Source organism: Microbispora sp. KK1-11, from assembly GCF_006874435.1.
Lineage (GTDB): Bacteria > Actinomycetota > Actinomycetes > Streptosporangiales > Streptosporangiaceae > Microbispora > Microbispora catharanthi.
Genome location: NZ_VIRJ01000002.1, coordinates 168,935 through 180,861 on the forward strand (window position 1 = coordinate 168,935; position 11,927 = coordinate 180,861).

Genomic DNA, 11,927 nt, shown 5'->3' on the forward strand with positions numbered 1-11,927 from the left:
GAGGCGAGAGAATACGAGCAATTACTCGTATTTGCAATGAGGGGTGCCATGGAGAGCGAGGAGGCGCGGCCCCGGCGGCGGCAGGCGCGCGGCGAGCGGCGGATGAGCGAGATCCTCGACGCCGCGGCGGCGGTGTTCGCCGAGCAGGGTTACGAGAGGACGACGACGAACGCCATCGCGGCGGCGGCCGGGATCTCCCCCGGGTCGCTCTACCAGTTTTTCCGCAGCAAGGAGGCCGTCGCGCAGGCGCTCGCCGACCGGTTCACCGTCCAGATGCGCGCCGCGCACGGCGAGGCGTTCGCCCCGGCCGACCTCGCCGCCATGGACCTGGACGAGCTGCTCGACCGGGTCGTCGATCCGCTGGTGGCGTTCAATGTCGCCAACCCGGGGTTCAAGGCGCTGTTCGCCCGGCCGGACATGCCGCCGGGCCTCGCCACGGCGGCCGGGCCGATCCAGTCGGCGCTGCTCGGCCGGGTCGAGGCGATCCTCGCCGTACGGGCGCCCGGCCTGTCCGCGCCGGAGCGGACCCGCAGCGCGCGGGTGCTCGTGCAGATCTTCCAGGCGATGACGCCGGTGGTGGTCGCTGCCCCCGAGGATGAGCGGGAGGCCGAGGTGCGCGAGCTGAAGAAGGTCCTGCGCGGCTACCTCGCCCCGCTGGACGGTTGATTCCCCGGCCCGGGCGCGGGCATGGTGATCGGATGACCAGCGATGAGGTGCGCGACGGAGTCACGCTGACCAACCTCGACCAGCCCCTGTTCGACGACGCGGGCGCGACCAAGCGCGACCTGGTCGACTACCTGGACGCGGTCCGCGACCGCGTCATCCCGGTGCTGCGCGAGCGGCCGCTGTCCGTGGTGCGGGTGCGGCAGGGCCAGGCGCCGTTCATGCAGAAGAACGTGCCCTCCTACGCCCCGGGCTTCGTGCGGACGGTCACCCTGTGGGCCGAGTCGTCACAGCGGCGGGTGTCGTACGCCCTGTGCGACGACCGGCGCACGCTGCTGTGGTTCGCCAACCAGAGGGCGGTGGAGTATCACCCCGCCCTCGTCCACGCCGGCGACTGGGACCGTCCGACCCATCTCGTGCTCGACATCGACCCGCCGTCGGCCGAGGCGTTCCCGCAGGCCGTCGCCGCCGCCCGGCTGGTCGGCCGGGCGCTGGCCGACGCCGGCCTGTCGGGGGCGGTGAAGACCAGCGGCGCCAAGGGCCTGCACGTGTTCGTGCCGCTGGAGGCGCACACGACGGAGGACGTCGCCGCGGCCACCCGCGCGCTCGGCGTACGCGCCGAGCGCCTCGACCCCGCCCTCGCCACGACGGCGTTCATCCGGGAGGACCGCGGCGACAGAGTGTTCATCGACTCGACCCGGTCGGGCGGGGCGACCGTGGTGGCGGCCTACAGCCCGCGCGTACGGCCCGGCGTCCCCGTGTCGTTCCCGGTGGCCTGGGACGACCTGGACCGGATCACCCCCGGCGACTTCACCGTCCACACGGCGGCAGGACTGCTGCGGGACGGCGATCCCTGGGCCGCGCTCATGCCGGAGCCCCAGCGGCTGCCCCGCGACCTGATCGAGGAAGGCCACACGATCCCGGTCGCCCGCGTCCAGGCCATGCACGAGGGCAAGCGCCGCGCCCGTGCCCGCCGCGCCCCTTCGTGAGCAAGTTGGCGACATGATGTTGCTATAGTTCGCGACATGTCGTCGCCAACAGCGCGCCAAAGCTGGATCCCCCTCGTCGTGCTCGCGACGGGCGTGTCGATGGTCGTCATCGACGCCACGATCGTGAACGTGGCGGTGCCCGCGATCATCGCCGACCTGGGCCTCGGCGCCACCGACGTGGAATGGGTCAACTCGATCTACTCGCTGATGTTCGCGGCGCTGCTTATCCCGTTCGGCCGGGCCGGCGACCGGTACGGCAGGCGCCGCCTGTTCGCCCTGGGCGTCGCGGTCTTCCTGCTGGCGAGCGTGCTGGCGGCGGCGTCGGTGAACGGGCCCATGCTCATCGGCGTACGAGCCGTGCAGGGCGTGGGGGCGGCGATGGCCGTGCCGATGACTCTCGCGATCATCAACCGCGTCTACGTGGGCCGTCAGCGGGTGATCGCCTTCGCGGTCTGGGGCTCCATCATCGGCGGCATGGCCGCCGTCGGCCCGCTGGCGGGGGGCTGGCTCGTCACCGAGCACGGCTGGCGGGCGGCGTTCTGGATCAACCTGCCCATCGGCGCGCTGCTCCTGCTCGGCTCGCTGCGGGTGCCCGAGTCGCGGGACGGCCACGCGGCGGGCGGCGACCTGGCCGGGCTCGTCCTCGCCGTGCTCGGCACGACCGGCGTCGTCTTCGCGCTCATCGAGGGCCAGAAGTACGGCTGGCTGGAGCCGCGGCGGACCGCGGACCTGTTCGGCCTGCGGTTCGAGAGCGTCTCCCCCGTGCCGTTCGCCTTCGGCATCGGCGTCCTCGCGCTGGTCGCCCTCGTCGTCCGCGAACGGCGGCGCGAGCGCGCCGGCCGGCCCGTGCTCGTCGACCTGACGCTGTTCGAGCTGCCGAGTTTCCGCTACGGCGCGATGGCGGCGGTGATCGTGGCGCTCGGCGAGTTCGGCATGATCCTCGTGCTGCCGCTCTTCCTGCAGTCCGCGCTCGGCTACACCGCCTTCCGTGCCGGTCTCGTCATCGCCGCGCTGGCCGTCGGCACCTTCCTCGCGGGCGGGCTGGTCCCCCCGCTGTCGAGGACGTTGTCCCCGCGGACCATCGTGCGGATCGGCCTGGGCATGGAGGCCGTCGGCGCGGCCGGCATCGGCCTGTCCCTCGCGCCGGACATGGGCGCCTGGCGGCCCGTGCCGTGGCTGCTCCTCTACGGCGCGGGCATCGGCTTCGCCACGGCGCAGCTCACCGGCGTCCTCATGGCCGACGTGCCGGCGCGCCTGTCCGGCGGCGCGTCCGCGCTCCAGAGCACGGTCCGCCAGCTCGGCGCGGCGCTGGGAGTCGCCATCCTGGGCGGAGTGCTGGTGGCCGGGCTCGGCTCGGCCGTCGAGCGCGGGCTCGCCGACCGGCCCGAGCAGGTGCGCACGAGTGCGGCGCGCGCGGTCGAGGAGAGCGCCGGCGCCGCCATCCCCGCGCTCCGCGACCCCGTGATCCACGCGACGGCGGTCGAGGCCGCCGCCGAGGCGACCCGCAGGGTCACGTTCATCACGGCGCTGGCGCTGCTGGCCGGGGTCGGGGTCACCCTCCTGCTCCCCCGCACACCGGTCGTGCAGGACGAGTCGCCGGAGCGGGTCGCGGCGGGCGGGCCGGATACTGGAGGTCGCGACCTGGACATGTAGCGACCCTGGAGGGGGTAATGCCGAGGATCAGCGCGGCGACCGTCGCGGATCACCGGGCCAACCAGCACGCCGCCCTGCTGGAGGCGGCGCGGGAGATCCTGGCCGCCGAGGGCGTGCACGCGCTCACCCCGGCGGCCGTCGGCGCCCGGATCGGCCTGGCCCGCTCCAGCGTCTACCGCTATTTCGCCTCCACCGCCGACATCCTGGCGCAGCTCGTGGAGGACGCCTTTCCCCGCTGGTCGGCCCGGCTGCGCGCCGCCATCGCCCCCACCGGCCCGGACAGCTCGCTGCCCGGCAGGATCCGCGCGTACGGCAGGGCCGCGCTCGACTTCGTCGGCAGCCCCGACTACGCGCTGATCCCGGCGCTGCAGGCGATCGGGCTGCCGGGCGAGTGCCGGGTGCGGGTGGACGAGCTGCACGGCGCGCTGATCGCACCGCTCGCCGACGCGCTGCGCGAGGCCGGGGCCGACCATCCGGCGCTGCGGGCCGAGCTGGCGTGGGGGGTGCTGCGGGCCGGGGCCCGCCGCCTCATGCCCGACGCGGCGGCACCCGACCCGGAGCCCGCCGCCGCGAACGCGGACGCGGACGACATCATCGAGATCACCCTCGACGTGCTCACCCGCGCTTTGCGCTGATCTCCACGGGCTGATCCCTGTCGTCCGGGGGACGCGGGCACCGGCCCGGCGCACAACGGCGGCGTCGCCGGTCGGCTCGCCGTCCTGCGCTGTTTTCCTGGCTGTTTCCTGCGCTCCTTCCTACGCCGTGCTGTGCATGACATCATCTCGATGCGACGTGACGTCAGAGCCGATTGACGTGACGTCATAGTGGCGTCATAGTTGAGTCATGGACCTGATGCCGTATGTCGAGAACCTCCGCCGTCAGCTCGCCGTCGCCGCCGAGGCGGGCGGCCCGGACGCCCGCGCGCTGGCCGAGCGCCTGACCGGCGCCCTCGAATCGGCCACCAGGCTCACCCTGCTGGAGGCGCTGTCGGCGGCGGCGGACGAGATCACCCGTGATCTCGCACCGGGCTCGGTCGACGTGCGGCTGCGCGGCGGCGACCCGGCGTTCGTGGTGACGCCACCGCAATCGGGTCCGTCTTCGGGGGGCACGGCCGGCGGGGCGGAGACCGCGCCGCCGGCCGCGCCGGAGGCCGTGCCGCCCGCCGGGCCGCCGTTCGGCGAGGAGGGCGGCACGGCGCGGGTGACCCTGCGGCTGCCGGAACACCTGAAGGTACGCGTGGAAGAGGCGGCCGCCCGGCAGGGGATCTCGGTCAACGCCTGGCTGGTCCGCGCCGTCTCCGCCGCGTTCGAGCCGGGCGCGGGGAGTGGTCCCGCCGACCGGCCGCAGCAGCCCCGCAGCGGGCGCAGCTACACCGGCTGGGTGCGCTAGCGGCGCCCGCCCGGTCTCGTCACCCGTCACCACTCTTCGCCCGGCCCCGAGGCCGGGATGTTCCACCGGACCCGTGAGGAGGGCTCCGCCATGCCTGCTTTCGACACCCCCGACCCGATCACCGCCGACATCCAGATCTACCTCGGCCAGGTCCGCGTCCACGCGAGCGACCGTGCCGACACCGTGGTGGAGGTGCGCCCCAGCGACCCGTCCAGCGAGGCGAGCGTGCAGGCCGCCGAGCGGACGATCGTCGAGTTCTCCGGCGGACGGCTGCTGGTCAAGGATCCCAAGCCGAAGGCCCTGAGGTACCTGCTGCCCTGGCGCGGCTCCATCGACGTGACCGTCGAACTGCCTGCCGGTTCCCGCGTCGAGACCCAAGGCGCCGCGGACCTCATCGCCACCGGCCCGCTCGGCCAGGTCGTCCTGCACAGCTCGTACGGCGACCAGCGCCTGGAGGAGACCGGCCCCCTGGAGGTCAAGGCGTCGAACGGCGACATCTCCGTCGACCGGGTGGCCGGCCCCGCCGAGGTGACCACCTCCACCGGGGCGATCCGGATCGGAACCATCGACGGCCCCGGCACGCTGAAGACCTCCACCGGCGCCATCACCCTCGGCGAAGCGACCGGCGACCTGCAATTGAAGACCGCCCACGGTGACATCACCGTCGGCCGCGTGCTGGCCGACCTCACCGCCAAGACCGCGCACGGCGGGATCCGGATCGACGCGGCGGTGAGCGGCACCATGCATCTGGAGACCGGCTACGGCAAGGTCGGCGTCGGCATCGCCGAGGGCACGGCCGCCTGGCTGGACCTGCACTCCAAGAACGGCGTGGTGCGCAACGCCCTCGACGCCGCCGAAGGCCCCGAGACCACCGACACGGTCGTCGAGGTGCACGTGAACACCAACTGGGGCGACGTCGACATCCACCGGTCCTGACCTCCCGACACCAGCAAGGAGACCCCCATGAGCGACGCGATCACCGCCGAAGGACTGGTCAAGAGATACGGCGAGGTGACCGCTCTCGACGGGCTGAGCTTCGCCGTCCCACAAGGAACGGTGCTCGCCCTGCTCGGCCCGAACGGCGCCGGCAAGACCACGACGGTGCGGGTGCTGACCACGCTGCTGCGCCCCGACGGCGGCCGCGCCACCGTCGCCGGATGCGACGTCGTCGGCGACGCCCGGCGGCTGCGCTCGTCCATCGGGCTGTCCGGCCAGTACGCCGCCGTCGACGAGCACCTCACCGGCGCCGAGAACCTGGAGATGATCGGGCGGCTGTACCACCTGGGCGCGAGGCGCAGCAAGGCCCGCGCCCGTGAGCTGCTCGAACGCTTCGACCTCACCGACGCCGCGGACCGTCCGGTGAAGGGCTACTCCGGCGGCATGCGCCGCCGCATCGACCTCGCCGGCGCCCTGGTCGCCGACCCTCCGGTGCTGTTCCTGGACGAACCCACCACAGGCCTGGACCCCCGCGCCCGCGCCGCGCTGTGGGACACCATCTCGGAACTCGTCGCGGCCGGCAGCACGCTGCTGCTCACCACCCAGTACATGGAGGAGGCCGACCATCTCGCCGACCAGATCATGGTGGTCGACCATGGCCGCGCCATCGCCCGCGGCACCGCCGACGAGCTCAAGGACCAGATCGGCGGCAACCGCATCGAACTGACCGTGACCGACGCCGCCGAGCTGGAGACCGCCCGGCAGACCCTCGCCCGGTTCGCCGTGGGCGCCGTACGGACGGCGCCGGAATCACTTCAGATCACCGCCCCGGTCACCGACGGCCCCGAGTCGCTCCGCCAGCTCCTCGGCCTGCTCGCCGACGCCGGAGTCCGGGTGCGCGACGCCGGCCTGCGGCGGCCCACCCTCGACGACGTCTACCTCACCCTGACCGGGCACCAGGCGTCCGGCACCGACCCCCAGGCCCGGGAGGCCACCCGATGAACGCGCTCACCATGCCCATCGCCGACGGCTGGACCATCGCCAGGCGCAACACCCTGAAGATCAGGCGGTCGCCGGACCTGCTCGGCTCCGCGATCATGTTCCCGATCGTGTTCGTGCTGATGTTCGCCTACGTCTTCGGCAGCGTCATCGACATCCCGGGGATGTCCTATCGGGAGTTCCTGCTCCCCGGCATCTTCGTCCAAGCCGTGCTCATGAGCGCGCAGATCACCGGCTACACGCTGACCCTGGACCTGCAGAAGGGCATCTTCGACCGGTTCCGCTCGCTGCCCATGGCCCCGTCCGGGGTGCTGATCGGACAGACCGTCAGCGACCTGCTGATGAACCTCGCCAGCCTGGTCGTCATGGCGGTGATGGGACTGATCGTCGGCTGGCGGGTGCACACCTCGCCCTACGAGGCCCTCCTCGGCTTCGGGCTGCTGCTGCTGTTCGCCTACGCGTTCTCCTGGTTCACCGCGGCCGTCGCGCTGGCCCTGCGCACCCCGGAGAGCTTCAACAACATCGCCACCACGCTCTCCTTCCCGCTGATGTTCGTCTCCAACGCCTTCCTCGACAGCTCCGAACTGCCCACGCCGCTCCGCGTCGTCGCCGAGTGGAACCCCGTCTCCACCATCACCCAGGCCGCCCGCGAACTCTTCGGCAACACCAGCACCGCGATGAGGACCCCGGACGCCTGGCCCCTCCAGCACGCCATCCCGGCATCGCTGCTCTGGATCGCCGTCATCCTGGTCGTGTTCATCCCGCTGGCGACCCGCCTCTACAAGAAGGCGGTCAGCGCCTGACCACCCGCGCCGTCGATCGGGGACTCCTGTGGCCCGGTCAGGGCTTGCGGGCGACGGCTCCCAAAATGCCGGAGTCGCCCGGGTCCGTCGGCACCTCCCAAGGGACGTCGGGCCGCCACGCCTGCACGGGGACCAGGCCGGGCTCCAGGATCTCCAGCCCGTCGAAGTAGGACGTGATCCGCGCCAGCGACCGGCCCGCCAGCCCGCCGGAGGCGGTCGCCGAGTAGACCTGCTTGCTCGCCTCGACGACCTCCTCCTGGATGTCGCCCTTGTAGATGTGCGACAGCACCAGGTGGCCGCCCGGGACCAGCCGTTCCCGTATCTCCGCCACGATGCGGGCGGCGGTCTCGTCCTCGGTCACGAAGTGCAGCACCGAGACCAGGAGGACGGCGAACGGCCGGGTGAAGTCGATGTGGGCCCGCACCGCCGGGTCGTCGAAGATGGCGCCGGGATCGCGCAGGTCACCGCTCATGACCATCGTGTCCGGATTGTCGGCCAGCAGCGCCCGCGCGTGGACGAGGACGACGGGGTCGTTGTCCACGTACACGACCCGCGATCCGGGGGCGTGCCGCTGCGCGACCTGGTGGACGTTCTCCTGCGTGGGCAGCCCGGCGCCGATGTCGACGAACTGGGTGACGCCCGACTCGGCCAGGTGCCGTACGGCGCGGCCGAGGAAGCCGCGGTTCTCCCTGGCGATCTCCCGCCCGTCGTTGCCCATCTGGCGGCCGATGGCGAGCATCTTCTCGGCGGCCTCCCGGTCGGCCGGGAAGTTGTCCTTGCCGCCCAGGTAGTAGTCGTACATCCGGGCGACGCTGGGGACGGTGGGATCGATGCCCGCCGGTGCCTGTCCGAACTCGTCCATGCGTCCGCTCCTCGCCGATGGGATCGCTCCCACGGATTCCATGATCCCGAAGATCATCCCCTGAGATTCACCCGCGGGCAATGGGGCAGCGGCACGATGACGATCTCAGGAGGACGCATGACGCCACGCATGACCCTGACGGCGGCGGTGCTCAACGCACCCGACGCACGCGAACTGGCGGCCTTCTACCAGCGGCTGCTGGGCTGGCCGATCGATCACGACGAGCCCGAATGGGTGACGTTGCGCGTGCCCGGCGGCGGGACGGGCCTGTCGTTCCAGACCGAGAAGCTGTACGAGCGGCCCGTATGGCCCGCGGCGCCCGGGGAGCAGCAGATGATGCTCCACCTCGACATCGAGGTGGACGACCTCGAAACCGCCGGGGCCCACGCCGTCGAGGCGGGCGCGACCCTCGCCGGCCACCAGCCGCAGGACGACGTGCGGGTCTACCTCGATCCGGCCGGGCACCCGTTCTGTCTCTGGGTCAGGACGGACTGACCGGCACCCTGATGATCTGGCGGCGGGGACGACGGACGTGTGAAAGCGGATTAATGCGGGCGACATTCCACGGACCGTGACCATGTAACAACGCCCGGTCAGACTTCCGGGGTATGAGCGAACCGAGAAATGCCGCCGGCGGGGGCGGACACGCGTCTCCCGGGCCGCATCACCCGCACCCGCAGCACCCGCACCCGCACCACGGCGTCCGGTCCTGGCGGCGGGAGGTCGTGGAGCTGGCCGCGCTCTTCCTCGCCGTCGGCCTCGCCCACCTGCTCACCACCCTGCTCGGCCACCGGGACCCCGGTCCGGTGGTCCTCGTCGGCCTCGGCCTGGCACTGATCCTCGGCTCGGCCGTGCACCGCCGGCTGTCGGCCTCGGAAGGCGTACGGCCGCGCGCCCGCGTCAGGGCGGAGCAGCCCACGAGCCTGTGGCGGGTGCGGGCCAGGGTCGCCGAGCGACCCGGCCGCCTCGCCGCGCTCGCCGGGGCGTTCGCCCGGCTGCGCTGCAACATCCTCGCCCTGCAGATCGCGCCCGCCGGGAGTGCGTCGATGATGCCGGGAGGCTGCGACGCCCTGGACGAGTTCATCGTCGAGGCCCCGGCCTCGCTGACGCCCCTCGACCTGTGGCGCGCCGTCGACCGGGCCGGCGGGGCAGAGGCCGTCATCGTCCCCGCCCAGGTCAGGGACCTCATCGACCCCGGCATCCAGGCGCTGCTGCTGGGCCGGCGCGTGCGCGACGACCCCGGCGAGCTGGTCGCGGCCATGACCGAGCTGCTGCGCACGGCGGACATCAGCAGGCGTGGCCCCGGCGAGCCGGCTCCCGAGGAAGGACCGACCGTGATGGCCGTTCCCCTGCCCGCCGGCGGCGTGCTGGTGGCGCGGCGGCCGGACCTGCCGTTCACGCCGACCGAGACGGCGCGGGCCGCCGCGCTGGCCGCGGCGGCCCGGCACCGTCAGTGGGCGGACGAGTGAGGTGATTCCCGGACGAGTGCTCAGCCCGCCGCGTCGAGCCGGCCGAGCTCCTCGGGTGACAGCTCCAGGTCCACCGCCTTCACCGAGTCGAGGATGGTCTCCGGCCGCGACGAGCCGGGGATCGGGATCACCACCGGCGCCTTGGCCAGCATCCAGGCCAGGCACACCTGCTGCGGGCTCACGTTGTGGGCCCGCGCCACCTCCGCGAACGGCGCGAAGCGAGAGCCCAGCTCGCCCGCTCTGGAGCTGCCGCCGAGCGGGCTCCAGGGCAGGAACGCGATGTCCAGCTCCGCGCACAGCTCCAGCTCCGGCTCGCTGGAGCGGAAGGCCGGGGAGAACTGGTTCTGCACGCTGACCAGACGGCCGCCGAGGATCTCGTCGGCCTGGCGGATCTGCTCGGGGTTCGCATTGGAGATGCCGGCATAGCGGATCTTGCCCGCGTCCAGCAGGTCGCGGATCGCCCCGACCGACTCCTCGTACGGCACCCGCGGGTCGGGCCGATGGAACTGGTAGAGGCCGATCGCGTCGACGCCCAGCCGCTTGAGCGAGGCGTCGCACGCCTGCTTCAGGTAGTCGGGTGAGCCGTTGAGCGTCCACGAGCCGTCACCCGGGCGCAGGTGTCCACCCTTGGTGGCGACCAGCACGTCCGAGGTGTCCCCGTCGTAGCTCGCCAGAGCCTTGGCGATCAGCAGCTCGTTGTGGCCCACCTCGTCCGCGTGCAGGTGGTAGGCGTCGGCGGTGTCGATGAGCGTCACCCCGGCGTCCAGTGCGGCGTGGATGGTCGCGATGGAGCGCTGCTCGTCGGGCCGCCCCTCGATGGACATCGGCATGCCCCCGAGACCGATCGCGCCGACCTGCACGTCGCCGATGCGGCGAGTCCGCATAAGAAGATCCCCTTTCGAAGGACACAGATCAGAGTTCTGTGTCCTATCCTGCGAATCCGGCATTAAGCCGTCCAACAGAAGATTTCGATCGCATTGAGCAGCGTGGGTGATGAACGGTGGAGCTGCGGCAGCTCAGGTACTTCGTGGCGGTCGCCGAGGAGAACCACTTCACCCGGGCGGCCGAGCGCCTGCGCATCGCTCAGTCCGGCCTGTCGGCGTCCATCCGCGCGCTCGAACGCGAGCTGGGCGCCGACCTGTTCCGGCGCAACACCCGGCAGGTGCGGCTCACGCCCGAGGGCCGGGCGCTGCTGGTGGAGGCCCGGCGGGCGCTCGCGGCGAGCGACGCGGCCCGTGACGCCGTGGCCGCCGTCCAGGGCCTGCTGCGCGGATCGCTGTCCATCGGCTCGCTGCAGTGCCTGCACGCGGTGGACCTGCCGGCGGTGCTCGCCGGGTTCGTGGCGGCCCATCCCGGCCTCGACATCCGGCTGCGTCACGGCGGCTCGGGCGAACTGGTCGAGCAGGTGCGCGAGGGCCGCCTCGACCTCGCCCTGGTGTCCCGCCCGGCGCGCGAGCCCGACGACGTCGTGGTGGCCCCTCTCGCGGCCGAGCCGCTCGTGCTGGCCTGCGCGCCGGGGCACCCGCTGGCCGTGCTGGGGCGAGTGGGGCTGGAGGCGCTGCGGGGCGAGCGCTTCGTGGACTTCCCGCCGGACTGGGGCACCCGGACGCGGGCCGACGAGGCCCTCGCCGCCGCCGGTGTCGACCGGCACGTGGCCCTGGAGGTCACCGACGTCCACTCCCTGCTCGATCTCGTGGGGAACGGCCTCGGCGTCGCCCTGGTCCCCCGGTCGTTCTCGGCGAAGACCGCTCGCGTGCGCTTCCTGGAGCTCGCGGACCCGGCTCCGATGTGGGAGACCGTGGCGGTGAGCGGGGCGCCCGGCGGCGCCGCGGCGGCCGCGTTGCTGGACGAGATCCACCGTGGTACCCGATAGCTTCTAGTCAAAAATCGCCCAAGTTGGTATAAAACACCTCATAAGGCTTCGGGGTTCGGCCCCAGGGCCGCCCGAACAGCCGACGACCACGAAGGCGACTCCTATGAGCGTGCACGTCCACGTCCGCCTCAACGACGGTTACGCCGTCACCGAGGACGGACAGCTGCTGGAGCGGAGCAGTTGCCACTGCGGCGCCTCGTGGGAGACGACCTACCAGGTGGACGAGGGCGAGCCCGAGAGCATCTGAGCCACCGGGATCCCGAGGGCGTCCTTCATCGGATCCTCATGCGG

The 11,927-nt window shown here is 72.4% G+C and carries 14 protein-coding genes; 12 read left to right on the forward strand and 2 right to left on the reverse strand.

All coding sequences use genetic code 11. The features are described from left to right. The first annotated feature begins 48 nt into the window (after positions 1-48). The 8 genes from FLW16_RS03705 (at position 49) to FLW16_RS03740 (ending at position 7,432) form a co-directional block, all read left to right on the forward strand. Positions 49-666 (forward strand): TetR/AcrR family transcriptional regulator, encoded by a 618-nt coding sequence (locus FLW16_RS03705; RefSeq protein WP_221890878.1) that lies wholly within the window; start codon positions 49-51, stop codon positions 664-666. A gap of 32 nt (positions 667-698) precedes the next feature. Next, the gene (locus FLW16_RS03710) at positions 699-1,652 is read left to right on the forward strand and encodes a DNA polymerase domain-containing protein (protein WP_142557614.1); all 954 of its coding nucleotides are present in this window, start codon (positions 699-701) and stop codon (positions 1,650-1,652) included. Between the two features lie 36 nt (positions 1,653-1,688). Further along, the gene (locus FLW16_RS03715; RefSeq protein ID WP_142557616.1) at positions 1,689-3,305 is read left to right on the forward strand and encodes an MFS transporter; all 1,617 of its coding nucleotides are present in this window, start codon (positions 1,689-1,691) and stop codon (positions 3,303-3,305) included. 17 nt (positions 3,306-3,322) lie between these two features. Continuing rightward, positions 3,323-3,940, forward strand: coding sequence for a TetR/AcrR family transcriptional regulator (locus FLW16_RS03720; RefSeq protein WP_142557618.1), 618 nt, complete (start codon positions 3,323-3,325; stop codon positions 3,938-3,940). A 208-nt stretch (positions 3,941-4,148) separates the two neighbouring features. Further along, the gene (locus tag FLW16_RS03725; RefSeq protein WP_142557620.1) at positions 4,149-4,694 is read left to right on the forward strand and encodes a toxin-antitoxin system HicB family antitoxin; all 546 of its coding nucleotides are present in this window, start codon (positions 4,149-4,151) and stop codon (positions 4,692-4,694) included. A 90-nt stretch (positions 4,695-4,784) separates the two neighbouring features. Continuing rightward, positions 4,785-5,630 carry a DUF4097 family beta strand repeat-containing protein gene (locus FLW16_RS03730; protein WP_142557622.1) on the forward strand — a complete coding sequence of 282 codons (846 nt, stop codon included), beginning with the start codon at positions 4,785-4,787 and terminating at the stop codon, positions 5,628-5,630. Between the two features lie 27 nt (positions 5,631-5,657). Next, the gene (locus FLW16_RS03735) at positions 5,658-6,632 is read left to right on the forward strand and encodes an ATP-binding cassette domain-containing protein (protein ID WP_142557624.1); all 975 of its coding nucleotides are present in this window, start codon (positions 5,658-5,660) and stop codon (positions 6,630-6,632) included. Continuing rightward, the gene (locus FLW16_RS03740; RefSeq protein ID WP_142557626.1) at positions 6,629-7,432 is read left to right on the forward strand and encodes an ABC transporter permease; all 804 of its coding nucleotides are present in this window, start codon (positions 6,629-6,631) and stop codon (positions 7,430-7,432) included. The genes FLW16_RS03735 and FLW16_RS03740 overlap by 4 nt, the downstream gene beginning before the upstream one ends. A gap of 37 nt (positions 7,433-7,469) precedes the next feature. Here FLW16_RS03740 and FLW16_RS03745 read toward each other — a convergent pair whose 3' ends face one another. Continuing rightward, positions 7,470-8,294 carry an SAM-dependent methyltransferase gene (locus tag FLW16_RS03745; RefSeq protein WP_142557627.1) on the reverse strand — a complete coding sequence of 275 codons (825 nt, stop codon included), beginning with the start codon at positions 8,292-8,294 and terminating at the stop codon, positions 7,470-7,472. Between the two features lie 117 nt (positions 8,295-8,411). On the opposite strand from FLW16_RS03745, the gene FLW16_RS03750 reads away from it, so the two are divergent. Both FLW16_RS03750 and FLW16_RS03755 read left to right on the forward strand, forming a co-directional pair. Continuing rightward, complete coding sequence (locus FLW16_RS03750) at positions 8,412-8,789, forward strand: VOC family protein (protein WP_142557629.1); 378 nt, start codon at positions 8,412-8,414, stop codon at positions 8,787-8,789. A 113-nt stretch (positions 8,790-8,902) separates the two neighbouring features. Then, positions 8,903-9,763 carry a hypothetical protein gene (locus FLW16_RS03755; RefSeq protein WP_142557631.1) on the forward strand — a complete coding sequence of 287 codons (861 nt, stop codon included), beginning with the start codon at positions 8,903-8,905 and terminating at the stop codon, positions 9,761-9,763. A 20-nt stretch (positions 9,764-9,783) separates the two neighbouring features. Here the strand turns inward: FLW16_RS03755 and FLW16_RS03760 are convergent, their stop codons facing one another. Next, positions 9,784-10,647: an aldo/keto reductase gene (locus tag FLW16_RS03760; protein ID WP_142557633.1), complete on the reverse strand. Its 864-nt coding sequence runs from the start codon at positions 10,645-10,647 to the stop codon at positions 9,784-9,786. A 116-nt stretch (positions 10,648-10,763) separates the two neighbouring features. Between FLW16_RS03760 and FLW16_RS03765 the strand changes: the two genes are divergently transcribed. Both FLW16_RS03765 and FLW16_RS43375 read left to right on the forward strand, forming a co-directional pair. Continuing rightward, positions 10,764-11,636, forward strand: coding sequence for a LysR family transcriptional regulator (locus FLW16_RS03765; protein WP_142557635.1), 873 nt, complete (start codon positions 10,764-10,766; stop codon positions 11,634-11,636). 103 nt (positions 11,637-11,739) lie between these two features. Further along, positions 11,740-11,883, forward strand: a complete 144-nt coding sequence (locus tag FLW16_RS43375) for a hypothetical protein (protein ID WP_167769261.1) — start codon at positions 11,740-11,742, stop codon at positions 11,881-11,883. The last annotated feature ends 44 nt before the right edge of the window (positions 11,884-11,927 follow it).

Coding starts and splice junctions, on each gene's coding strand:
- FLW16_RS03745 (WP_142557627.1), bottom strand. CDS start 8,294: ATGGACGAGTTCGGACAGGCACCGGCGGGCATCGATCCCACCGTCCCC.
- FLW16_RS03755 (WP_142557631.1), top strand. CDS start 8,903: ATGAGCGAACCGAGAAATGCCGCCGGCGGGGGCGGACACGCGTCTCCC.
- FLW16_RS03705 (WP_221890878.1), top strand. CDS start 49: ATGGAGAGCGAGGAGGCGCGGCCCCGGCGGCGGCAGGCGCGCGGCGAG.
- FLW16_RS03735 (WP_142557624.1), top strand. CDS start 5,658: ATGAGCGACGCGATCACCGCCGAAGGACTGGTCAAGAGATACGGCGAG.
- FLW16_RS43375 (WP_167769261.1), top strand. CDS start 11,740: ATGAGCGTGCACGTCCACGTCCGCCTCAACGACGGTTACGCCGTCACC.
- FLW16_RS03715 (WP_142557616.1), top strand. CDS start 1,689: ATGTCGTCGCCAACAGCGCGCCAAAGCTGGATCCCCCTCGTCGTGCTC.
- FLW16_RS03720 (WP_142557618.1), top strand. CDS start 3,323: ATGCCGAGGATCAGCGCGGCGACCGTCGCGGATCACCGGGCCAACCAG.
- FLW16_RS03750 (WP_142557629.1), top strand. CDS start 8,412: ATGACGCCACGCATGACCCTGACGGCGGCGGTGCTCAACGCACCCGAC.
- FLW16_RS03760 (WP_142557633.1), bottom strand. CDS start 10,647: ATGCGGACTCGCCGCATCGGCGACGTGCAGGTCGGCGCGATCGGTCTC.
- FLW16_RS03740 (WP_142557626.1), top strand. CDS start 6,629: ATGAACGCGCTCACCATGCCCATCGCCGACGGCTGGACCATCGCCAGG.
- FLW16_RS03725 (WP_142557620.1), top strand. CDS start 4,149: ATGGACCTGATGCCGTATGTCGAGAACCTCCGCCGTCAGCTCGCCGTC.
- FLW16_RS03730 (WP_142557622.1), top strand. CDS start 4,785: ATGCCTGCTTTCGACACCCCCGACCCGATCACCGCCGACATCCAGATC.
- FLW16_RS03710 (WP_142557614.1), top strand. CDS start 699: ATGACCAGCGATGAGGTGCGCGACGGAGTCACGCTGACCAACCTCGAC.